Genomic DNA, 22,292 nt, shown 5'->3' with positions numbered 1-22,292 from the left:
GAGGGCAGTGGCTCGTCATCACTGTTTTCGTCAACACAGTGGCTCGTAAACACAACCCTTCGTGAACAGTGCCTCATGAAACAGTTTCTCGAGAGGATGCCGGCCACGTCGCCATCCTCTCGAGCCTTGATCTTCAGTGAGAGTTTTGTCGGAGAACGACCAATGAGAAGCTCGCATGACGCCTCGGGCGCAGAACATATCGTCGTGGGCGTGTTGGGCGGCATGGGGCCGGATGCCACGGTGGCCTTCATGCAGCAGGTGATCCAGGCCACACCGGCCGAGGACGACATCGATCATGTACACATGGTGGTCGACAACAATCCCAAGGTGCCGTCGCGCATCAAGGCTCTGCTGGAAGGGGGCGATGTCTCTCCGGGGCCTGCCATCGCGGAAATGGCCCAGCGACTGGAGCAGTCCGGGTGTGATTTTCTGGTCATGCCCTGCAACACGGCCCACTACTACTGGCAGGATGCGCAGGACGCCGTCTCGATTCCGGTGTGGCATATCGTCGAGCGCACCCTGGACTGGGTGGCGGCGCAGTGGCCGGGCGCACGTGTCGGCATGCTGTGTTCCCCGGCGCTGCGCAAGATTGGCCTTTACGAAGGCTTCATCGAGTCGCGTGGTCTGTCGCTGGCCTATCCCCAGGATGAGGACGCGATGCTGGAGGTGATCCGCAGCGTCAAGAAAGGCCAGGTGAGTGATGACGCCGTCGGGGGAGCCTTCCGTCAGGCCGCCGCTGACCTGGTGGCGCAGGAAGCCGATGTGCTGGTGCTGGCCTGCACCGAGCTCTCCATTATCAGCCATCTGCTCGATGACCGGCTGCCGATCGTGGATTCCGTCGAAGCGCTGGCCGTCAGCGTGGCACAGGCGGCCACTCAGTAAGCGTCGCCGTCACGCGCCGCCCATGCCACTGCCAGAGCGGCGTTGCTCGCGTTCCTGCAGGTAGCGGGCGGGTGTAGTGCCGAGCAGCTTCTTGAACATGCTGATGAAGGCGTTGACGGACTGATAGCCGACGTCTTCCGAGACGCGCTGCACGCTCATGCCTTCGGCCAGCAGGCGAATCGCCACCACCAGGTGCAGTTGCTGACGCCAGCGGCTGAAGCTCAGGCCGGTGTCACGCTGGATAAGCCGGGCGAGGGTGCGTTCGCTCATCGCCAGTTCGCTCGCCCACTCGGCCAGGGTGCGTCGGTCGTCCGGGGTCTTGATCAGGGCATCGCTGATGCGTGTCAGCCGCGGGTCTTCGGGCAAGGGCAGGTGCAGACGTTCGCTTGGCATGCAGGCCAGCTCTTCCAGCAGCACGCCGACCAGCCGCGCTGTCGGCCCCTGTTCAGGATATGGCTGGGGTAGCTCCGCCAGACGCAGCACCAGCTCACGCAGCAGGGGCGAGATCGACAGCGTGCAGCTGTGGCTTGGCATCTCGAGCGCACCGGGCTCGATGAACAGGTGGCAGACGCGGCCGCCACGGGTCAGATGATTGCTGTGGGGCAGGTTGCCGGGAATCCAGACCCCGCTGTGCGGCGGCACCATCCACAGACCTTCCGGTACGCGACTGGTCACCACGCCATGCAGGGCGATCACCAGCTGTCCCTTGCGATGCTGGTGGATCGGCACCTCCATCACCTGCTGGCCGGTCTCGACATGCAGGGCGCTGGCCGGAATCTCGTAGATGTCCGGGTCGTGCTCGCAGACGCTGCTGGAGAAGGGCACCTGATCGGGGCCGCGGGTGCTGACCCCGGGCGATGGCGGTAGAACGGGTGTGGTCACTGACATGGCGGCTCGCAGATTGTCTGATTTCAGTGATCTGATGTCATGATGGCTCAATTCTGCAGTGGGCGAGGGGATTAAGCTAGCCTCACTCTGTGTGCGGACTCATCTCTTGGGTGTCGTCCCGCCATTACCCCGTTTCACGATCGCTGCGAGCGCCTCATGACTGAACTCTGCCACTCGTCTCCTGTCCGGCGACTGAGCCATCCGGCCGTATTGATCGCCGGTATCCTGTTGATCGCCATGAACCTGCGTGCGCCCTTCACCAGTATCGCGCCACTGCTGGAGCGCCTGCAGGCGGCGCTGGGCTTCAATGCCACGGCGGCTGGCCTGTTGATGATTCTGCCGCTGCTGGCCTTCGTCGTCGTCTCGCCCTGGGTGCCGCGCCTCGCCAGAGGTCTCGGGCTTGAACGCAGTCTCTTCCTCGCCTTGGTGACGATCGCCGCGGGCATCGTGCTGCGGGTGCAGGGCAGCATGCTGGCCCTCTATCTGGGTATCGGCCTGATCGGGGCGGGCATTGCCGTGGGCAATGTGCTGCTGCCCAGTCTGGTCAAACGCAGCTTTGCGCAGCATGTCGCGCTGCTGACCTCCTGCTATGTGCTGACCATGGGCATCATGGCCGCCATCGCCTCGGCGCTGATGGTGCCTTTGGCACAGGGCAGCAGCGCTGGCTGGCAGTACGCGATGCTCATAGTGGTCGTTTTGCCATTGGTGACGATGGGGGTGTGGTGGCCGCAGTTGTCACGTCGCTCCCTGCCGGCGGCGGCGAAGGAAGCCGAGAAGGGTGCCGCGCGGCCGGTGCGTCAGGCAGCCGTGTGGCATTCGCCACTGGCCTGGCAGGTGACGCTCTTCATGGGCATCAATTCGCTGCTGTTCTATACCGTCAACAGCTGGCTGCCGAGCATGCTGGCGGACAATGGCTTCTCAGCCGAGAAGGCGGGCTCGTTGCATGGTCTACTCCAGCTGGCTTCGGCCTTGCCGGGATTGATTCTGGTGCCCCTGATGCCGCGCCTGAAGGATCAACGCCTGATCGCCTTCGCGACGCCCTGCATGTCGCTGGCGGGATTCATCGGGCTATGGCTGATGCCAAAGTGGGCACTGGTGTGGGTGCTGTTGCTGGGCGCGGGCTCCGGGGCCAGCTTCATTCTCGCCTTGTCATTCATGGGGCTGCGGGCGCGTGATGCCATGCAGTCGGCTTCACTGTCGAGCATGGCGCAGACGCTGGGCTATCTGCTCGCGGCCATGGGGCCGCCGCTGATCGGCGCGCTCTACGATATGCAGGGCAATTGGCAGCTGGCACTGATGGTCTGCGCCGTCCTCAGTGTGCTGATGGCAGGTGTCGGCTGGCTGGCGGGCAGAGACCGCCAGTTGCCTGAGGCGTCGGCATCTGAATAATGGAGCGCTGCCCCCAAGGGGCACTGGCACATCCCCCCATGACAAGGAAGTGAGAGATGGCGAATGCTTCATCGGCTAGCGAAGATCAACGGGCGTCTGACTCGCCAGCTGTTGCGCAGCACCCCGGACGTCGGCGCAAGCCGCCTTTGCGGGCAGCCATCCTTGGCCTGGCCAGTCTCGGAGGTATCTTCATGATCGTTCAGCCAGCCAATGCCGCGACGCTGTCACTGCGCGTGATCGAGACCACCGACATCCACGCCAACGTGATGGATTACGACTATTACAAGGACCGGCCCAGCGTGCGCATCGGCCTGGTACGCGCGGCAGGTCTGATCAAGCAGGCGCGTGCCGAGGTAGCCAACAGCGTGCTGCTGGACAATGGCGACCTCATCCAGGGCAGCCCGATGGGCGATTACATGGCGGCAGAAGGTCTCGAGGAGGGTGATGTCTTCCCGGCCTACAAGGTCATGAATCAGCTGGATTACGATGTCGGCAATATCGGCAATCATGAATTCAATTACGGGCTCGAGTATCTCGAACGGGCGCTGTCCGGCGCGCAGTTCCCCTATGTGAACGCCAACCTGCTGGACGCCACGACAGGCGAGCCGTACTTCACGCCCTACCAGATCACCGCCCATGCCTTCACCGACAGTGAGGGCAACGCTCAGACATTGAAGATCGGCTATATCGGCTTCGCACCGCCGCAGGTGATGACCTGGGACCGCAAGCACCTCCAGGGCCGCCTGACGGCCGAGGGCATCACCGAGAGCGCCAGGCGCTGGGTGCCCGAGATGCGCCGGGCGGGCGCGGATGTGGTGATCGCCATCCCGCACTCCGGCATCTCGACCGACCCCTACCGGGTGATGGCCGAGAATTCGGTGTATTACCTCTCGCAGGTCGAGGGCATCGATGGCATCGCCTTCGGGCATGCCCATGCCGTCTTCCCCAGCGAGGAATTCGCCGAGGTACCGGGGGCCGATATCGCCAGGGGCACCCTCAATGGCGTGCCGGCGATGATGCCGGGGCACTGGGGCAGCCATGTGGGCGTGATGGATCTCGAACTGAGCAATGCCTCGGGCCAGTGGCGGGTAGTGAGCGGCCAGACAGAAGCCCGCCCGATTCAGGTAGGGGGCGAGGCGCAAGTGGCGGAAGATGCCGAACTGGCGGCGCTGGTCGATCATGAGCACGACGCCACGCGCGAGTACGTCAATCGCAGCATCGGACGCGCCAGTGCGGCGATGAAGAGCTATCTGGCGCTGGTGCAGGACGACCCGACGATCCAGATCGTCAATCGCGCCCAGGCCGATTACGTCAAACGCTTCGTCGAAGGCGACCCGGACCTGGAAGGCTTGCCGATTCTCTCGGCAGCCGCGCCGTTCAAGGTCGGCGGCCGTCACAATGATCCGACCCAGTTCACCGAGATGGAGGCGGGCGAGCTGAGCTTCCGCAATGCCGCCGATCTCTATCTCTATCCGAATACGCTGGTGGCGCTCAAGGTCACCGGCAGGGAAGTGCGGGAATGGCTCGAGTGCAGCGCCGGCCAGTTCCATCGCATTGATCCGGATCTCGCCACGCCCCAGCCCTTGATCAACTGGGAAGGTTTCCGCAGCTACAACTTCGACGTGATCGATGGCGTCGAGTACCGGGTGGATGTCACGCAGCCGGCGCGTTACGACGGCAATTGCGCGCTGATCGACGCCGATGCCCACCGTATCCAGGGACTCGCCTACCAGGGCGAGCCGGTCAAGGACGACGAGGTCTTCCTGCTCGCGACCAACAACTATCGCGCCTACGGCGAGGACTTCCCCGGCACCGGAGAGTCGCATATCGCTTTCGCGTCACCGGATGAAAATCGCAGCATTCTGGCCCAGTACATCTCGCGCCAGACGCAGCAGCAGGGCGCGGTGGACCCCGCGGCGGATCACAACTGGCGGCTGGCCGCGATCGACACCGATACCCCGCTGGACATTCGCTTCACCACCGCCCCCGGCGAGGATGCGCAGCAGTTCATTGATGCCCAGGCGGTCTACCCGATGACGTTGGTGGATCAGGACGAGATGGGCTTTGCCCGTTATCGCGTCGGGCTGGACCGGATGGAATAGCCAAGGCAGCACATTGTCGAGCACGTCGTTCCTGGCCTGGATTCAGGTGGGAAAAAACGCCAGTCAGCAATTGCTGACTGGCGTTTTTTTGTCACTTGGCGCTACCCGCTATCTGTTTCATTATTCGCTTTTGCCTCAGGTTCTTTTGCGCAGTCCCATTGCGGGTCAGCGCCAAGGTGCGTGCAAGGCGATGCTCAGCAGCACGCGTTTGCCGCGCTCGATGCGGCTGACGCTGTGTTCGTGAAGGTCGGGGCGAAACAGCACCACGCGGTCCGCGAGGCGAAAGAGGCTGCCATCGGTCTCGAAGACACCGCCCCGGCGGGGCTTCTTGAGCACGATATTGAGCTTGTAGTAGCTGCCGCTGCCCATCGGGTCGTTGTGGCGCATCACGCTGTGGCCTTCGGGGTAGGTCACCAGGTTGATGGTCAGGCGACGAAGATCGAGCAGACTGCGGTTGATGACACGGGCCATGGGCGTTTCCCTTGAATTTGATGGGGCCATTAAAGCGTATTTTGAGCAATCAATCAAAATCGTGCTTGAGTGATCGCTCAGGAATCCGTAAGGTGGTCCCAAGTTCACGGCATCACCGCGATATAGCACTGTTTCGCCAGGCCGTGATTGAGTATTCATCAAGCGAAGAGGTCAGCAATGAGCCACGACAACGTGACAATGGAAGCCCTGGAAACCCGTTATGCGATGATCGAAGGTCACCGCATTGCCTACAAGGAAATGGGTGAAGGTCAGCCGCTGTTGTTGATTCACGGTATTCCGACCAACAAGCTGATGTGGCGTGATGTGATGCCGGAATTGGCCAGGCATTATCGTGTCATCGCCCCGGACATGCTCAACTATGGCGAGTCGGACATGCCGGTGGATGCTGACGTTTCCATCAATGCCCAGACACGCATCTTCATCAAGCTGATGGATTCACTGGGTGTGGCGAGTGCGGATGTCGTCTCGCATGATATCGGCGGAGGTATCGGTCAGCTGATGGCCGTCAATCATCCCGAGCGTGTTCGCCGTCAAGTACTGATCGACAGCGTATGCTTCGATTCCTGGCCGATTCCGGAGTTCAAGCAGCTGCTGGAGCCGGGCGTCGAGGAAGCGACCAGCGTCGAGGAATTCATCAGCACCATGCGCGGCTTCATGCCCAGTGGTGTGCATGATCCGGCCGTCGCGACCGAAGAGATGGTCGAGCGCTATGTGTCCCAGTGGAACAGCGAGCAAGGCAAGGCGGCTTTCTTCCGCAACATGCGTCGTCTCAACAAGGAATACACCCAGGCCATCGCCGGTGAGCTCAAGAATATCGAGATCAAGACTCTGGTGCTGTGGGGCGACAAGGACAACTTCCAGAAGCCGGATTACGCCCCGATGCTGGCAGATGCCATTCCGGGTGCCGAGCTGATCTGGGTGAAGGATGCCGGTCACTGGGTGACGGATGAAAAGCCGCAGGATACCGTGCGCTATATCCTGGACTTCCTCGCCCGCTGAGGAGGAGCCCATCAGCCATAAGCGCAGTAAAATCTCACCCCTGATGGTGAATGAGTCCTGAACGATAATGCCCGGTCCTATGACCGGGCATTGTCGTATCTGGCGGAAATCGCGCACGGGAAATCGCCTAATGATGCGCGATGTTCCGCGCGGCCGGAGGGGACTGTCGCTTGCGCTTGGCGGTGATCGTCAAGGCCTCTTCCTCGGTAAGGTCATCGATGATCGTGTCGAGAGAGGCATTGCCTACCGGGGGCAGGGGCGCGTGATCACTCCGCGGGGCAAGCGTCGGCGCTGTCTGGAAGGCGAGGGGTCTTTCCAGTGCCATGATGCTGCCACTGCGCGTCGGGGTGCACTGCTCATTGACCAGGGTGAAGCCGTGGCGCTGGTAGAGCGCCAATGCCGGGCTGTCGGAGAAGACTCTCAGGCGCAGCGCGCGCGGGCAGGGCTGAGCGCCCGGGGAGAGCTCGGAGGCGCGGTCTTTCATCAGCGACTGGCCGTACTCCTGTTGCGTTGCCAGCTGGATCAACCAGTTCAGGCAGGCGGAGCCGACGCCACGGCCTTGCCAATGTGGCACCAGTTGCAGGTCGCGCAGATACAGGATGTCCGGCAGGGCCTTGAGGCTGATGAAGCCGACCCATTCGCCATTGATACGTATCGCGTAGTTCTCGTTGTCCTGCCAGCGCTCGCTGAACAACTCCTCGTTCCAGCTCATGCCATGCCGTTTGTAGGTCGCGAGCATGTTGCCGCAGCACAGTCGCCGAGCCGCGGCGCTCAGATAGCTGCTGCAAGCCGAATCGCTGATAGGGGTAATGCTGAGATCATCCATGATCCTGTCGCTTATTGTTGAGGGTAGGGGCACAGATGCGCGGACTGATGACCATTCGTCCAGAATAGCGGACCAGTCGGTTAGCGCATACTAATGTAGTTTGCCATCTATCATCGGATGTTGGGTTGCCGCTGACAAGTGAATGCCTGTCCAGTGCTTGTCCTGCACCTTTCAAGCGCCCCTCAAGTGCCCCTCAAGTGCCCCTCAAGTGCCCGTCCAGCTTTGCCCAGTCGTAGAAGGTGAGTCGAGAGTTGCCAAAACGTAATAGTTACACTATAACATTGCGTTTTTGTTCGGCGGCGGCGGTTGCGCGTCGGCATCCATGCTCTTGCTCGGGACTCGCGATATCGATGGTCAAATTGCTCTCAAGGCTTCGGTGGCAATACCGAACCTTCCTTCACGATCGCAGGCAGCTGGCCGTCGCCAGCGTCGCGCTGAGCCTGGCCGTGGTGCAGCCCAGCCATGCGCAAGATGCCTCAGCGGCGCAAGCGTCGGCGGCTGACACACGACGTCTGGAGATTGTCGCGCCCTTCGACATTAAGGGGGCGGACCCGCTGCTCAGCGGCATTCTTTTCCAGCGCATGCAGATCGTCGAGACACTGGTCGAGGTGGATGCCACGGGAGAGCTGCAGCCGGGATTGGCGACCGATTGGGAGGTCTCGGATGACGGCCTGGAGTGGCGCTTCACGCTCCGCTCCGGCGTACAGTTCCATGATGGCAGCCAGCTGGATGCCGAGGTGGCGCGTCAGGTGCTCGAGATCGCAAGTGCCAAGCCGGGTCTGTTGAAGTCGGTGCCGGTCGAGCGGATCGTCGCCGAAGATGCCCAGACGCTGGTGATTGCCCTCAGCGAGCCCTTCGCCGCATTGCCCGCCTATCTGGCCGATTATCGCCAGCAGATACTCGCGCCGGCAGCCTTCGATGAGACGGGCACCGCCCAGCAGGTCATCGGCACCGGCCCCTATCGCATGCTGCGCATGACGCCGCCCTTGAGCCTGGAAGTCACCGCCTTCGAGGACTACTGGGGCCCGCAGCCCGAGGTGCGCCAGGCGCGCTATCAGGCGGTGAGCCGCGCCGAGGGCAGGGCATTGATCGCCGAGAGCGGAGATGCCGACTTCACCTATGGGCTGGACCCCGCCAGTCGCCAGCGTCTCTCCCAGTCGCCGCGTGTGACTCTGGCAGCGGCCGCGACGCCGCGCACGATGCTGTTGAAGGTCAACGCCAATCATCCGGCCTTTCAGGACCCCGCTGTACGGCGTGCATTGAGTCTGGCGATCGATCGCACCGCCATCGCTCAGGTCGTGCTGCGCTATCCGCGTGGCGCCAGCCAGCTGTTCCCGCCGATGGTGGAAGGCTGGCATGACCCCGCACTGCCCGAGCTGCATCAGGACGTCGCCGAGGCGCGTGCACTGCTGGACGCCGCAGGTTGGACCGTCGGCGAGGAGGGTATCCGCCACAAGGATGGCCAGCGCCTCGCGATCAGCCTGATCACCTTCTCGGACCGTCCGGAGCTGCCGCTGGTCGCCACGGTGCTGGAGCGCCAGTTCCACGCCATCGGCATCCAGACGCGTCTGGATATCACCAACTTCTCGGCGATTCCGGCCGGCCATCATGACGGCAGCCTCGACATGGCGCTGTTCGCGCGCAATCTGGCCATGGTGCCGGACCCCATCGGCAACGTGCTGAGCGATTACGCGGGAACCCCCGAGGCCCCTGGTGGCGACTGGGGCGCGATGGGCTGGTTCGATGCGGACTTCACCGCCGAGCTTGAGCGCATGGCACGCGAGGGCTATGGGCCCACGCCGGCAGGGCAGGACCCGCGCGCCCAGGCCAGCGGCGTGATCCAGCGGGCGCTGCCCGTGATCCCCATCGCCTGGTACTACCAGAACCTGGCGATCTCCAATCGACTGCAAAGCGCTCAGGTAGATCCCTGGGAGCGTAGTTTCGGCCTTTCAGAATTGCGGTGGGCACAATGAATCTCCCTTCACGTCTGTTGCAGCTATTGATGGTGGTGCTGATGGTCGGCGGCGCCAGCTATCTGATGATGCAGAGTCTGCCCGGCGATGCCGCCTGGCGTATCGCGGCCGGCCGCTATGGCTATGATGCGCTGGATGCGGCCGCTGCGGCCTCGGTACGCGCCGAACTGGGCCTCGAGGCACAGGGCGGCTTGCACTTCCTTTACTGGCTGGGCGATATCCTGCGCCTGGAGTTTGGCACCTCGCTGATTTCCGGTGAATCGGTGTGGGTGGAGATTCGTCATCAGCTGGGCAACTCCCTGTCGCTCGCCGGCGCGGCGCTGGGCATCTCGCTGCTGATCGGCCCGCCGCTGGGGCTGCTGGCCGGTCTGCGTGCCGGTGGCTGGCTGGACCGTAGCCTGCTGGCCGTCTGCAGTCTGCTGCGTGCCACGCCGCAGTTCCTGCTGGCGCTGGTGCTGATCCTGCTGATCTCGGTGGAGATGGGCCTGCTGCCGGCCGCCGGTCACGGTGAGCCGCAGCACTTCATTCTGCCGGCGATGACGCTGGCGCTCGGGCTGGCAGCGGTATCGGCACGCCTGGCACGTGATGCCATGGCCGCCGTCACCCAGACGGCCTTTCATGATTTCGCGCGCTGGAAGGGCCTCAGCAACGCCCAGACCTTCTGGCGTCACGGCCTGCGCCATGTGGCCTTGCCGCTGGTGACCTATCTGGGACTGCAGTTCGTGACCCTGGTGGAGGGTGTGGTGGTGATCGAGAGCATCTTCGGCTGGCCGGGCATCGGCCATGCGCTGGTGCACGCCATCTTCTCGCGCGATGTGCCGATGGTGCAGGGCACCGCCCTGGTGCTGGGCGTCGGCTTTGTCTTGATCAATCTGCTGGTCGATCTGCTGGGTCGCCAACTGGACCCACGGGGTGTGAAATGAATCAGGTGGTGGAAGGGCTTGCGCCGCAGCGCGTGGAAGCCGTGCGTCGTCCACGTCTTGACTGGCCGTTGCGCCGGGTGATCGGGGCCGCGATGGTCGCCAGTCTGGTGCTGCTGGCCTTGCTGGGCAATCTGGTGATACCGGGAGACCCGCTGGAGCAGCATCTCTATCGTGCACTGCAGGGCGCGGATGCCGTCGGTGTCTCTGACGCCGGCGAGGTGATCACCAGCGCCCCGCTGGGCTATGACCACCTTGGGCGCTCCCTTTATCACCGCCTGGTGGCGGCGCTCGGGCTGTCGCTTTCCATTGCCGCGGGGGCGGTGATTCTGGCGGCTTTTTCGGGCATTTCGCTGGGCCTGCTGGCCGCGGGACGCGGTGGTTGGGCCGAGCGCCTGTTGAGCCTGGTGGCAGACAGCCTGCTGGCATTGCCGGGGCTGCTGCTGGTGCTGATGGTCAGCGTCATCCTGCCGTCGACGCCGCTGGCATTGTGGTTGGGTCTGTCGCTGGTGCTGTGGGTGGAATTCTTCCGCCTGGCTCGCGCCACCGGTCGCAGCGTGCTGGCGAGTCCCGGTGTGGAGGCCAGCCGTCTGCTGGGCTTCGGGGCCTGGTACCGGTTTCGTCATCACCTGTGGCCGGAAATGGCACCCGTGATGATGACGGCGATGGCCTTCGGCATGGCCAACGCCCTGATGGCGATTGCCGCGCTGGGCTTCGTGCATGTCGGCATTCCGGAGCCCACGCCGGAGCTGGGCACCATGATGGTCGAGCTGTTGCCGTACTGGCGTGAAGCGCCATTCGCGCTGCTGACGCCGGTGCTGGTTACCTTCCTGCTGTTGCTGGGGCTGTTGCTGATGTCCGGCAGCAAGGCCAGAACGTCAACCGCCGCGGACACCCTCGAAGGAGCGCGCCCATGAATGTCGCGACAATGACCACGCCAGCCTCTCACACGCGGGATGGGGCAACGGCGGATGATGTGGTGCTAAGTGCCGAGGATGTGAGCGTGCGGGTCCAGGGTGCGCAGACGGCGCTGCTGGAGCCTGTCTCGCTTGCGCTCAAGGCGGGAGAGCCGCTGGTGGTGATCGGTGAGACGGGGTCCGGCAAGAGTCTGCTGGCTCAGGCACTGCTGGGCACGCTGCCCCCGGAGCTTGTGGCCTCCGGCAGCCTGTGGCTCGACGGCGAGCCATATCCTCTGCATACGCCAGAGAATCGTCGCCCGCTCTGGGGTCGCCGCCTGGCGGTATTGCCCCAGGAGCCCTGGCTGGCGCTGGACCCGTTGATGAAGGTGATTCGTCAGGTCGGTGAGGCATATCGACTGGTCGCGGGGCGTTCGGCACAGGCCTCCCACGCGGCCGCGCGCAGTGATCTGGAGCAGTTGGGTGTCGCCGCGGCCAGCGAGCAGCTGCCGGGCAAGCTGTCGGTGGCATGGCGCAACGTGTGGCCTTTGCGGCCGCCCGCGCCGGCGGCGCACCGCTGTTGATCGCCGACGAGCCGACCAAGGGGCTGGACGCCGCCCGCGTCAGCGAGATCGGCGAGCTGCTGCTCAAGTCATTGGCCGAGACACCGCGTGCTGGTTTGATGGTCATCACCCATGACATGGCGCTGGCGCACCAGATCGGTGGCCGGCTGATGGTGGTACGCAGGGGGCAGGTGATCGAGCAGGGCGCGACGCGTGACGTGCTGGCCGCGCCGACACATGCCTATACCCGACGCCTGGTGAATGCCGCGCCGCAGGCCTGGCCGGAGGCCGCCTTCAAGCCGGCAGCCGACAGTGCAAGCCGTGATGGCAAGGTGGCAGGCGAGACCATCATCCGCGCCGAGAATCTGACCATCGCGCGCGGGGGCACCGCGCTGCTGCGTGACGTGGAACTCAGCGTGAAGGGCGGTGAGATCATCGGCGTCCAGGGCGCTTCAGGCTGTGGCAAGTCATCGCTGGGCGATGCGCTGCTCGGCCTGTTGCCACCGCATTCAGGACGCGTGGTCCAGCATGCCGAACGCCAGGAGTATCAGAAGCTCTATCAGGACCCCGTGGCGACCTTCCCGCCACGCCGGACACTGGGGCGCCTGTTGAAGGATCTCAGCGCACGCCATCGTCTCGACGACAGCCAGCTGCCGCAGCTGATGGAGCAACTGAGCCTGGCGCCGGAATTGCTCTCGCGTCTGCCGGGGCAGGTCTCGGGTGGCGAATTGCAGCGTTTCGCGCTGTTGCGTCTGATGCTGATCAAGCCGCGCTTCGTGTTCGCCGATGAGCCAACCTCACGCCTTGATCCGCTGGTTCAGCAGGAGGTGATCGCCTGCATGGTGAAGATGGTGCGCGAGCAGGGCACGGCGCTGGTGCTGGTCAGTCATGATGCGGCGCTGCTGCGCAAGGTCGCGGATCGCGTACTGGTAGTAGAGGAAGGTCGCTTGAAGGCGCGTCAGGCGATCTGATCGCTTACCAGGCCCGCACCGCGGCACCAGTGGACCGCAAGGCATCATCGCAACAGCAAGAATCGCACCAGCAAGACGACGCTTGATACGCCAACGCCCGGCCGAGACTCTGCAGGAGTCTCGGCCGGGCGTTGGCGTTTGGTGTCCGCGAGGGATGTTCTGGCGTCGGGGGCCGAGTGCTGGCCGCTCATCTGCCGTCAGGTCGATCGTTGCCGGCTCACCCGCCCAGCAGGGCCGGATTGGCTTGCCAGACGGACCAGGTCAGCGCACTGGCCAGCGTCACCCACGCCAGATAGGGCAGCATCAACAGCCCGGCCAGGCGACTGATACGCCAGAAGGCGATCAGGGTGACGGCGATCAGCGTCCACAGCACCAGCACGTCGATGAACGCCGCCTGACCGAGATGCCAGGCGAAGAACAGCCAGCTCCACAGGCCGTTGACGACCAGCTGCACCACGAACAGCCCGAGCGCCAGACGATGGCGCCAACGGAAGCCATTGCTGGCATGCAAGCCATCGCGCGCGACACGCCAGGCGGCGAGCGCCATCATCACGAACAGCGCCGTCCACACCGGCCCGAAGGCACCCGCCGGCGGGGCCCAGGCCGGTTGGGTGAGGCTTGCATAGAAGGTCTTCGCATCAACCGAGGCCAGCGCGCCGATGGCGGCAGTGAGGAAGCTCAGCCCGAACCACACCACCATCTGGGCGGTAGAGCGCGCAGCGGAGGGTGAGGAAGACGCGGAACGTGGCGATGTCATCTGGCGGTCTCCTGTCTCGAAAAGCGTGATAGAGAAAGACACGATATCCCACGCTGCGTCCTGATTCACCGTCCCGTTCTTCCTGAAAGGGGCACCTGAACGGTTCAGCTGAGAGGTACGTCTGCCCGGTTCAGCTGAACGGAACATCTGAACGGCTCAGCTGCGGACGGCGGGGACATCCTCAATCCGGCACCGGCCCATCGAAGACTTCCTTGCTGCGACCGGTCAGCGTCGTACCCACCGAGGCGGCGATGACCAGACCGATGGCGAGCCACTGGAAGATGCCCAGCGTCTGACCGAGGAACAACAGGCCGGAGAGCGCCCCGATGGCGGGTTCCAGACTCATCAGGGTGCCGAAGGTGTGAGTCGGCAGGCGCGGCAAGGCCACCATCTCGAGGGTGTAGGGCAGCGCGGTCGAGAGCACCGCGACGGCCAGTGCCAACGGCAGGATATCGACCGAAAACATGGCGCTGCCGGCCTCCATCAGGCCGACGGGCGCGACCACCACCGCCGCGATCGTGATGCCCAGCGCCGCGCTCTGGGTGCCATTGCCTGCGCCGGCCTTCTGGCCAAACAGGATATACAGCGCCCAGCAGAGACCAGCGCCGAGGGCGAAGGCGGCACCGACGGGGTCGATCGGCGCGGCGGTGTCCTCACCCAGCAACAACAGCAGTACCAGCCCGGTGATCGCCAGCGCCACCCAGCCAAGATCGATCCAGCGGCGCGAGCTCAGCAGCGCCACGGCCAGCGGGCCGGTGAATTCCAGTGCCACGGCGATGCCCAGCGGTACCGTCTTGAGGGCCTGGTAGAACAGCAGGTTCATCACGCCCAGCGCCACGCCGTAGATGGTGATGGACTTCCAGGCCTTGCGCGTCACCGGCTTGCGCCACGGGCGCAGAATGGCCAGCAGCAGAATCGAGGCGATGATCAAACGAATCGCCGTCGCGCCCGCCGCGCCGATCATCGGGAACAGGGAAGTGGCCAGCGAAGCACCGCTCTGGATCGAGCACATGGCGACCAGCAGCATGGCGACGGGCCACAGACGAGAAGAGGAGGCGGCGACGGCAACGGACATGGGGGGCTCCTTGAGCGATCCAGTGGATGACGGGCATGGTCAGTCAAGAACACATGCGGCATGATTCAGGGACATTGAGGTAGCAAGGGAAGGGAGCTTGAGGCCAGTGGGATGCCGGCTTCCCTCATCGTCAGCGGGATTGTACGGATGCGCACTATATTGCACAACAGTAAAGATCGACCCGATGTTCTGGTCCATGTCGCGGCCAATGTTCGCCGTCTGCGTCTGGCCGCCGAGCTGAGCCAGCAGGCACTCGCGGATCAGGCCGAGATCAGCCGCCGCATGCTGGTGAATATCGAGAAGGGCGACGTCAATGTCAGCCTGGGCACGCTCGACAAGCTCGCCGAGGCGCTTGGGGTACTTTTCTACGCGCTGGTGCAGCCCCCGGAAAGCGAAGACTCGGCACGCATCAATGAGGTGGCGTGGGTCGGGCAGGCGCCCGAAAGCCGCGCGGTGCTGCTGGCCAGCAAACCGGCGACCCAGGAAGTCGAGTTATGGGACTGGACTCTTGCCCCCGGCGAGCACTATGACTCCGCGCCCGATGATGCCGGCTGGCACGAGATGCTGGTGGTCACGCAAGGCGAGCTGACCCTCACGCTGGAACGTGAGGAAATCGTCATTCACGCTGGGGATTTCCATGTCTATCCCAGTGATCAGGCCTACCGCTACCACAACACGGGCACCGGGATGCTGCGCTTTATTCGCAATGTGCTGCACTGATGGTGATTGTGGTTCAAGGTCTTCAAGTGGTTAGCACGAACTCAATCCTGCATGGCCTGTCCCACTGTCATGACGTTTCATTTCAAGGAGCCATGCATGGCGAAGGTACGTATCACGCAACAGGGCACGATCCATTGTTTTCCGGCCGGCTTGAAGGATGAGGAGGGCAAGCTGGTGAACGCCGAGATTTCCGCCGTGGCCTATGACGGCGAGCGTCTGTTGATGGCGAGTGACAAGCCGATTCCGGGCGAGGGACGCTCGGCGGTCTTCTCCTTGCCTCTGGATTCGCAAGGGCCCGATGACAGTCAGCTTGAGTATCTGACCACGCCGCTTATCCGTCAGGCGGTCAAATATGAAGACTTCGCGTTGACCACCGATGGCCGTCACATGTTGGCGACCACCGGGTTTGATCGCATCGACAGCGAGAGCCATGCCCTGAATGCCTACAACCACCTGTTGATCTGGCCGCTGGGCGAGCCGGACAAGGTGCAGGTGGTCGACCCGGACCCGCGTGACGGGGTCGAGGGCTCACTGGAATTCCGTCAGAAGCTGGAAGCGGCCATTGGCCAGCCGTACTACAAGATCGAAGGTCTGGCGGTCGTCCCGAGTGACAAGGGCGATGGGCTGATCCTGTTCGGGGTGCGCGAACAAGGCAACTCGCATGATGACTTCGCGTACGTGCGACGCGTCATCGGGGCGCGCTATGCCATGACCGACAGCGACAATATCGAGTTCATCGAGGACCTTCACGACGTCTATGCCTTTGACCCCGCCGAGTATGAGGGCGTGAATCACGAGTGTGGTCTTTCGAGCCTGGAATATGATCCCTATCACGCACGTCTCTACCTGGTGACCAGCTTCGAGACCGAGGGCAGTGAAGAGGTGATCGGGGGCTATCTGTGGGTGCTGTCGCTTTCGGACTTCCATGCAGGCAAGCCCCCGACGCTGGTGACGCATGAGGATGGTCGCGTGCTGGAGTTCGAGCACAAGGCGGAAGGGCTTGCGGTACTGGATCGCGAACGGCTGTTCGTGGTCTATGACAATGATCGCAATCATGAGCTGGGCAGCGTGGATGAACGCGATGAGCGTCACTCCTGTGAAGCGCCCTATACGATGCTGGCGCTGGTCTGACGGCAGCTTATCGGATTAGAGATCGGTTCAAAGGCCGGGGAAACAAACTCACGGCTTTTGCACCGAAATGGGGGGGCTGACTGTCTTCGTGATGGCCTCCCTGATCTTCTCTGTTAGCACTTCTGTTATCGCCTGCGCGTTGCTGATTGAGCTCCACGCTGAATCATTATTTCCCCGCAGGGATTGATGACGACAAAGCCCCGACATGCCTGTGCATGTCGGGGCTTTTCATGATCTCACCTTCCCTGTGTCAATGCGCTTTGTTACACGACATCGAGTGGTGAATCCATTCTATTCAAGGCTTGAGATTACATGGCCTTGTAGAACAGATAATCGGCCTGGTACATCACGATTTCGACCTTGTCCTTGTGGGCTTCATCGCAGGCCATGTCAGGTGCGGCACCGCCCTGGGTATTGAGGCGCTGAACATAGGTGACGCCCTGCATGTGCCCTTCACCTTCGGCCGGGTTGGCCTCGACCAGCTGCAGCGGAATATTGCCCTTGCCGTTGGGCTCTACCGCCAGCTGTGTGCCGGTGATCTTGGAGCCATCCATGGATTCCCAGGTGGCGGGCGGACCATAGTATTTGCCGACCTGCTTGCCATCGGCATCATTCAGAGCAGCATCCGGACCCTTGAAGACCCAGCCCATGGTGCCATCGTCCTTGGCTTCGCAGGCCCATTTGATCTTGCCGACACCGACGGTTTCCATGGCGACTTCATTGCCTTTTGGCACCGTGACGCTTTCGGGAACGTCCATGGCCTGAGCCAGCGGGCTCAATGCGAGGGCTGCGAAAATACCAGAGATACAGGCGATTGTTTTCATCTTGACGACTCCGTAGACATGTAAGGTTCAGCTAGCGGTTGCAGGTGTGTCGTTGTCTCCCTTGCACTGTTCATAACGCTGGCCTTTCTCGTCTGGATGTCACGGGATCACATTTTTTTTCGTGGTTATACAGGGCTTGTTTTCAGCGCCTATCAGCGGCGTCATGCAAAGAGGCCATAAGCACAAAGAGCGCAGGGTGAAGGACAGGTAGCAAGCAACAGGACCAGATACACAGACGCCCCGCAGCATGAAGGCTGCGGGGCGTCTGTGTGGCGACATGAACCCTGGGGGATTTAGTCGTAATCGCGGGTGCCGCGAATCGGGTAGTCATTATCCGGCTTGCGGATGAACTCGATGCCACCGATGAGGGTATCCAGATCAGGCCGCACGAAGGGCGCGTTGGCGATTTCCTGAATCTGGATCTTGCCTTCACCATTGACGATGAAGAAGGCAGGCTCCGGGAAGTCGTGATCGGTTTCCTTTTCGCTGCGCGGCGTCGAGATGAACAGCCCCAGCAATTGCATCTGTTCGAGGGTCAGCCCATACGCGAGCGGGAAGTTGACCTCCAGCGACTCGCGATGCTGCGTGAGCTGCTGCTCATCATCGGCAGACACGGCGACCAGGTCGACGCCCTGGGCGCTGAAGCGCTCGCGATAGCTCTCAAGCTTGTTGAGAAACTTGGTGCAGATCGGGCAATGCTTACCGCGATAGACCACGACCAGCTGCCAGTCATGCTCGCCCTGGGGCTTGCCGAGGTTCAGTGCCTCACCGTCGCTGCGTTTGACCTGGATGGCCGGGAATTCACTGCCTGGATGAAGCTTGCGTGTATACATGCAATCTGGCTCCCTTTGGAAGATCACGGCGTTGGCTTTCATGTCACTGCTGATCAGGCGGCGGATATCACGTGTCGGGATATCACTATCTGAGAAATCAAGCGGCTTGAATGACCAGCGACAGGAGGCGCCATGTGTCCCCCTTGAATGACGCCATTGTCAGGGGTTTCAAGGGGGCCCCTGGCGCAACGCGAGGGTGCGTTCATCGCCAGGGGCCGCCACGGGGCCGCCACGGGGCCGTTCGGGGCGCTTTTCAGCAGAGGATCAACCCAGGTAGCCGGTGTGATCCAGCAGGATGGTCGTGCCGATGCCGATCAGCACCAGGCCACCGATGATTTCCGCGCGCTTGCCGACCATCTTGCCCAGCACACCGCCCAGCATCACGCCGGCGCTAGCCATCACGAAGGTGGCGGTACCGATCGCCAGCGCAGTGGTGACGATGTTCACGCCCGCAAAGGCAAGCCCGGCACCCACGGCCATGGCATCGATACTGGTAGAAAGGCCGGTCAGCATCAGACGAGGTAACGACTGTGGCGTGGTGCAGTCCTCGTCTTCCTCGTCCTTGGAAAGCCCCTCATGAATCATGTGCAAACCGAGCAGCAGCAGCAGGGCGAAGGCGATCCAGTGGTCCCACTGTTCGACATAGACGGCCAGTGAGCGGCCGATCAGCCAGCCGATCACTGGCGTGATGGCTTCGATGACCCCGAAGATGAGGCCGATACGCAGGGCGTCTTTCAGAGAGGGACGACGTATGGCGGCTCCCTTGCACAAGGCGGCAGCAAAGGCGTCGCAGGACATGGAGAAGGCGAGTAGAAATGTCGATAGCAAAGGCATGAGTCAGGTTTTCCAGGCCGGTTACGAGTCAATAACAGCTAGACACCACCGGCCGGAAGCGTCTGACTGTCATTGGTCTCGCCGAACCTCGTCCTGACTGATCACGGGCATGATCGGATAGGTGGGTCCTCGGTGCCACGGCAATGCCTGCCGACTATGTTGACATCCGAGACTCTCGTTGGGTGACGAGAGCGGGCTACTCCCCAAAAACTGGTGGCATACTAGCAACAAAATCTTGTCATTTCATCCCCTTGTGTCACGAGCGCCTGACCGTCATAACTTGTCTACCGAGTCAGAGCGGCACCACGCCGACGTGTCTGACGTCACCGAAGTCTTGAAACTTCAGTCTTGAAGCTTCAACAGGATGCCAAGGAGTCAAGGGTATGAGCGACAGTTATCAGCCACCCAAGGTCTGGACATGGGAAAGCGAGAGTGGCGGCAAGTTCGCCAGTACCAATCGGCCGATCGCGGGCCCGACGCATGACAAGGAGCTGCCGGTCGGCGAGCATCCCTTCCAGCTTTACTCCATGGCGACACCCAACGGCGTGAAGGTCACCATCATGTTCGAGGAGCTGCTGGCGCTCGGGCATAGCGGTGCCGAATACGATGCCTGGCCGATCCGTATCGGCGAAGGCGATCAGTTCGGCAGTGATTTCGTCGCGATCAATCCCAATTCCAAGATCCCCGCGCTGATGGACAGAAGCGGCGAGACGCCGATTCGCGTGTTCGAATCCGGCTCCATCCTGCTGCATCTGGCCGAGAAGTTCGGCGCCTTGATCCCCAAGGACCCCGCCAAGCGTGTCGAAGTCATGAACTGGCTGTTCTGGCAGATGGGCTCTGCGCCGTACCTGGGCGGTGGTTTTGGCCACTTCTATGCCTACGCCCCGGAGAAGCTCGAGTACCCGATCAATCGCTTCGCGATGGAGACCAAGCGTCAACTGGACGTACTGGATCGTCAGCTGGCCGACAACGCCTACATCGCCGGTGACGAATACAGCATCGCGGATATCGCCATCTATGCCTGGTATGGCGCACTTGTCGAAGGCAAGCTCTATGACGCCGCCGAGTTCCTCTCCGTGCAGGACTACACGCACGTGCAGCGCTGGGCCAGGTCGATTGCCGAACGCCCTGCGGTCAAGCGGGGTCGCATGGTCAACCGTTTCTGGGGAGAGTCGCAGGAGCAGCTGATCGAACGCCACTCGGCGAGCGACTTCGAGACCAACACCGAAGACAAGCCTAGCGACTGATTATCGCCACGCGATTGTCTGGCTGTCTTGTTGTCAGGCAGTTTTGTCGAGCAATGAGCGTTCAGTCACAACAAGGGCTACCCATCGGGTAGCCCTTTTGCGTTCTGGCCGGTCGCGCGGGCAGGGCGCTTTCAGTCCTGACGGACCTTGAGCACGACCTTGCCCACGTGACCTTTCTGCTGGAAGACCTCTTGAGCGGTGGCTATCTCGGCCAGCGCGAAGGTGTCAGCGACCAGCGGCTTGATGTTGCCTTGCTCGATATGGCGCACGAGATTGGGGAAGACCTCCGGTTCCAGCACCGTGCAGCCGAAGAAGCTCAAGTCCTTCAGGTACAGCGTGCGCAGGTCGAGTTCCACCATCTCGCCACCGATGGCACCCGCGACGGCGTAGCGCCCCTTGTAGCCCAGGATATCCAGCAGTTGCGGCCATTGCGGGCCGCCCACCAGATCGATGACCACCTCGACACTCTGGCCGTTGAGCGCTTCGTCGAGAGGCTGATCGCGCAGCACGATGTCATCGGCTCCGAGATCGCGCAGGGCATCGGCCTTGGCCGCGCTGGTCACGGCGATCACATGGGCACCACGGGCCTTGGCAAGCTGGACGGCCGCGGAGCCGACCCCACCGGAGGCGCCGGTGATCAGCACGCGCTCGCCCTTGGCAAGCCGTGCGCGAGTCAGCATGTTCTCGGCGGTGGAGTAGGAGCAGGGGAAGGAGGCGAGTTCCACATCGCTGAGCGAGCTCTCGACGCGCAGGGCATGGCGCGCCGCGACCCGGGTGTATTCGGCAAAGCCGCCATCGCATTCGGCGCCGATATACCAGGCGGACTCCAGCGCCTGGCCGTCGTGCTCCCTCAGGCAGGGCTCGATAAGTACACGCTCGTCGAGGCGCGTTTGGCTGACGTCTGAGCCGACCGCGACGATCTCGCCGCAGATATCGGCCCCCTGGATGCGCGGGAAGTGGATCGGCTGCCCGGACCAGCTGGCATCCTCGGCCTCGCCATCGCCCTTGGAGTACCAGGCCAGCCGCGTGTTGAGGTCGGTATTGTTGACGCCAGCCGCGCCGACCCGCACCAGCACGTCACGCGGGCCGGGTGTCGGGCGAGGAATGTCGTCACGCACTTCCAGCACTTCCGGGCCGCCATGCCCGGTCAGGTAGACGCCGTGCATGCTGTCTTTGCTTGTGGCAAGTGAGCTCATCGGTGGGGTGCTCCCAACAGGGTCAGTGTGGTGGAAAGTGCGGCCTCGATGGCCTTCTCGCCCAGCACCAGCCAGGCGGAGGAGGCGCCTTCATGGATCAGGAACAGCTCGGTGGCGAGGTCTGCGCGGCGGCTGCGTTGGCCGAGCCACTCGAGAATCTCGTGCTTGTGGCGGTCGACGGCCTCGCGCACCTGAAGGTTGTCGGGAAAGGCCGCCAGGGCATTGACCGACATGCAGCCATTGGGCGCCTCGAACGCCATCCAGTGGCCCAGCCGCTGGTAGAGGTGGCTGAGCGCCGCAGCGCCATCCGCGGGCACTCCCTCTTCGAGGAAGGCCATATAGCGCTCGTGGCGATGCTGAAGCGCACCGATCACCATGCTCTCCTTGGAGGGGAAGTGGCGATAGAGGGTGCGCAGACTCACGTCTGACGCTGCCTTGAGCTCGGCAACACTCGGTTCTGCGAAGCCGCGCTGGCTGAAGAGCGTCTCCAGGCGGGCGGCGATATCGTGCTGAATCATGTCGGTGCCATGGTCGAATCAACGAGGGAGAGTGTTCATTCTACCTGCGCAGGGTAGAGCGTCCATTCTCCCTATGTCAATGCAGCGTTTCCCAAGCCTTGTGTCATTGCTGCCATGTTCTGAAGTCGCGCATTGCGCGTGTGACACTTCGATGTCAGTACAATTACGCAATTAGAAGTTTGCTGAGCGTTAAATAAGGCAAAGCCCAGGTCATTCCGCGGAAAAATCACGCATTTTTCGTTGCGGTAGCATTTGA

Annotated in this window: 22 protein-coding genes; 12 read left to right on the top strand and 10 right to left on the bottom strand. The window is 62.6% G+C overall.

The features are described from left to right. Positions 1–162 precede the first annotated feature (162 nt). Positions 163–882, top strand: coding sequence for an aspartate/glutamate racemase family protein (locus ACJJV2_RS09320; RefSeq protein WP_052384440.1), 720 nt, complete (start codon positions 163–165; stop codon positions 880–882). A gap of 9 nt (positions 883–891) precedes the next feature. On the opposite strand, the gene ACJJV2_RS09315 is transcribed toward ACJJV2_RS09320, so the two are convergent. Beyond that, positions 892–1,770 carry an AraC family transcriptional regulator gene (locus ACJJV2_RS09315; protein ID WP_084589321.1) on the bottom strand — a complete coding sequence of 293 codons (879 nt, stop codon included), beginning with the start codon at positions 1,768–1,770 and terminating at the stop codon, positions 892–894. A gap of 156 nt (positions 1,771–1,926) precedes the next feature. Here ACJJV2_RS09315 and ACJJV2_RS09310 point away from each other — a divergent pair, with 156 nt between their 5' ends. Next, on the top strand, positions 1,927–3,159 hold the full coding sequence (locus tag ACJJV2_RS09310; RefSeq protein ID WP_215824324.1) for an MFS transporter: 1,233 nt from the start codon (positions 1,927–1,929) through the stop codon (positions 3,157–3,159). A 191-nt stretch (positions 3,160–3,350) separates the two neighbouring features. Then, a complete protein-coding gene (locus ACJJV2_RS09305; protein WP_052384439.1) occupies positions 3,351–5,261 on the top strand; it encodes a bifunctional 2',3'-cyclic-nucleotide 2'-phosphodiesterase/3'-nucleotidase in 1,911 nt (636 codons plus the stop codon). Positions 5,262–5,426: 165 nt separating this feature from the next. Here ACJJV2_RS09305 and ACJJV2_RS09300 read toward each other — a convergent pair whose 3' ends face one another. Continuing rightward, positions 5,427–5,732, bottom strand: a complete 306-nt coding sequence (locus ACJJV2_RS09300; protein WP_043332791.1) for a hypothetical protein — start codon at positions 5,730–5,732, stop codon at positions 5,427–5,429. A gap of 177 nt (positions 5,733–5,909) precedes the next feature. Between ACJJV2_RS09300 and ACJJV2_RS09295 the strand changes: the two genes are divergently transcribed. Beyond that, positions 5,910–6,752 carry an alpha/beta fold hydrolase gene (locus ACJJV2_RS09295; RefSeq protein ID WP_225996418.1) on the top strand — a complete coding sequence of 281 codons (843 nt, stop codon included), beginning with the start codon at positions 5,910–5,912 and terminating at the stop codon, positions 6,750–6,752. 127 nt (positions 6,753–6,879) lie between these two features. Here ACJJV2_RS09295 and ACJJV2_RS09290 read toward each other — a convergent pair whose 3' ends face one another. After that, positions 6,880–7,578, bottom strand: coding sequence for a GNAT family N-acetyltransferase (locus ACJJV2_RS09290; protein ID WP_052384438.1), 699 nt, complete (start codon positions 7,576–7,578; stop codon positions 6,880–6,882). Between the two features lie 350 nt (positions 7,579–7,928). On the opposite strand from ACJJV2_RS09290, the gene ACJJV2_RS09285 reads away from it, so the two are divergent. The 5 genes from ACJJV2_RS09285 to ACJJV2_RS09265 are packed head-to-tail and all read left to right on the top strand — an operon-like array spanning position 7,929 to position 12,901. Next, the gene (locus ACJJV2_RS09285) at positions 7,929–9,551 is read left to right on the top strand and encodes an ABC transporter substrate-binding protein (RefSeq protein ID WP_064503250.1); all 1,623 of its coding nucleotides are present in this window, start codon (positions 7,929–7,931) and stop codon (positions 9,549–9,551) included. Next, positions 9,548–10,474 carry an ABC transporter permease gene (locus tag ACJJV2_RS09280; RefSeq protein ID WP_043332786.1) on the top strand — a complete coding sequence of 309 codons (927 nt, stop codon included), beginning with the start codon at positions 9,548–9,550 and terminating at the stop codon, positions 10,472–10,474. Before ACJJV2_RS09285 ends, ACJJV2_RS09280 begins: the two co-directional genes overlap by 4 nt. Next, on the top strand, positions 10,471–11,388 hold the full coding sequence (locus ACJJV2_RS09275; RefSeq protein ID WP_197738734.1) for an ABC transporter permease: 918 nt from the start codon (positions 10,471–10,473) through the stop codon (positions 11,386–11,388). Before ACJJV2_RS09280 ends, ACJJV2_RS09275 begins: the two co-directional genes overlap by 4 nt. Beyond that, a complete protein-coding gene (locus tag ACJJV2_RS09270) occupies positions 11,385–11,951 on the top strand; it encodes an ATP-binding cassette domain-containing protein (RefSeq protein WP_405280263.1) in 567 nt (188 codons plus the stop codon). Before ACJJV2_RS09275 ends, ACJJV2_RS09270 begins: the two co-directional genes overlap by 4 nt. After that, positions 11,897–12,901 carry an ATP-binding cassette domain-containing protein gene (locus ACJJV2_RS09265; protein WP_405280261.1) on the top strand — a complete coding sequence of 335 codons (1,005 nt, stop codon included), beginning with the start codon at positions 11,897–11,899 and terminating at the stop codon, positions 12,899–12,901. The genes ACJJV2_RS09270 and ACJJV2_RS09265 overlap by 55 nt, the downstream gene beginning before the upstream one ends. Positions 12,902–13,118: 217 nt before the next feature. Here ACJJV2_RS09265 and ACJJV2_RS09260 read toward each other — a convergent pair whose 3' ends face one another. Beyond that, positions 13,119–13,658 (bottom strand): TspO/MBR family protein, encoded by a 540-nt coding sequence (locus tag ACJJV2_RS09260; protein WP_240548752.1) that lies wholly within the window; start codon positions 13,656–13,658, stop codon positions 13,119–13,121. A 181-nt stretch (positions 13,659–13,839) separates the two neighbouring features. Next, on the bottom strand, positions 13,840–14,733 hold the full coding sequence (rhtA, locus tag ACJJV2_RS09255) for a threonine/homoserine exporter RhtA (protein ID WP_054556012.1): 894 nt from the start codon (positions 14,731–14,733) through the stop codon (positions 13,840–13,842). Positions 14,734–14,880: 147 nt separating this feature from the next. Here rhtA and ACJJV2_RS09250 point away from each other — a divergent pair, with 147 nt between their 5' ends. Then, the gene (locus ACJJV2_RS09250) at positions 14,881–15,453 is read left to right on the top strand and encodes a helix-turn-helix domain-containing protein (RefSeq protein WP_215824525.1); all 573 of its coding nucleotides are present in this window, start codon (positions 14,881–14,883) and stop codon (positions 15,451–15,453) included. Between the two features lie 96 nt (positions 15,454–15,549). Beyond that, entirely contained in the window at positions 15,550–16,584 is a 1,035-nt protein-coding gene (locus tag ACJJV2_RS09245) for a hypothetical protein (RefSeq protein WP_215824325.1), read from the top strand. Positions 16,585–16,892: 308 nt separating this feature from the next. Here the strand turns inward: ACJJV2_RS09245 and ACJJV2_RS09240 are convergent, their stop codons facing one another. The 3 genes from ACJJV2_RS09240 to ACJJV2_RS09230 form a co-directional block, all read right to left on the bottom strand. Further along, positions 16,893–17,342 carry a DUF3455 domain-containing protein gene (locus tag ACJJV2_RS09240; RefSeq protein ID WP_405280255.1) on the bottom strand — a complete coding sequence of 150 codons (450 nt, stop codon included), beginning with the start codon at positions 17,340–17,342 and terminating at the stop codon, positions 16,893–16,895. Positions 17,343–17,701: 359 nt separating this feature from the next. After that, positions 17,702–18,241, bottom strand: coding sequence for a redoxin domain-containing protein (locus ACJJV2_RS09235; RefSeq protein ID WP_213114137.1), 540 nt, complete (start codon positions 18,239–18,241; stop codon positions 17,702–17,704). A 264-nt stretch (positions 18,242–18,505) separates the two neighbouring features. Next, positions 18,506–19,075: a manganese efflux pump MntP family protein gene (locus ACJJV2_RS09230; protein ID WP_213114138.1), complete on the bottom strand. Its 570-nt coding sequence runs from the start codon at positions 19,073–19,075 to the stop codon at positions 18,506–18,508. A 383-nt stretch (positions 19,076–19,458) separates the two neighbouring features. Here ACJJV2_RS09230 and yghU point away from each other — a divergent pair, with 383 nt between their 5' ends. Beyond that, the gene (gene yghU, locus ACJJV2_RS09225) at positions 19,459–20,322 is read left to right on the top strand and encodes a glutathione-dependent disulfide-bond oxidoreductase (RefSeq protein ID WP_405280252.1); all 864 of its coding nucleotides are present in this window, start codon (positions 19,459–19,461) and stop codon (positions 20,320–20,322) included. A 131-nt stretch (positions 20,323–20,453) separates the two neighbouring features. Here yghU and ACJJV2_RS09220 read toward each other — a convergent pair whose 3' ends face one another. Both ACJJV2_RS09220 and ACJJV2_RS09215 read right to left on the bottom strand, forming a co-directional pair. Further along, the gene (locus tag ACJJV2_RS09220) at positions 20,454–21,518 is read right to left on the bottom strand and encodes an alcohol dehydrogenase family protein (protein WP_405280250.1); all 1,065 of its coding nucleotides are present in this window, start codon (positions 21,516–21,518) and stop codon (positions 20,454–20,456) included. Beyond that, positions 21,515–22,036, bottom strand: a complete 522-nt coding sequence (locus tag ACJJV2_RS09215; RefSeq protein ID WP_405280247.1) for a TetR/AcrR family transcriptional regulator — start codon at positions 22,034–22,036, stop codon at positions 21,515–21,517. Before ACJJV2_RS09215 ends, ACJJV2_RS09220 begins: the two co-directional genes overlap by 4 nt. Positions 22,037–22,292 lie beyond the last annotated feature (256 nt).

The organism is Cobetia sp. Ld8 (genome assembly GCF_045066615.1).
In the GTDB taxonomy this organism is placed as follows: domain Bacteria; phylum Pseudomonadota; class Gammaproteobacteria; order Pseudomonadales; family Halomonadaceae; genus Cobetia; species Cobetia amphilecti.
Note: the sequence above shows the minus strand (reverse complement) of the source record. Positions and strands in the feature narration are given on the sequence as shown.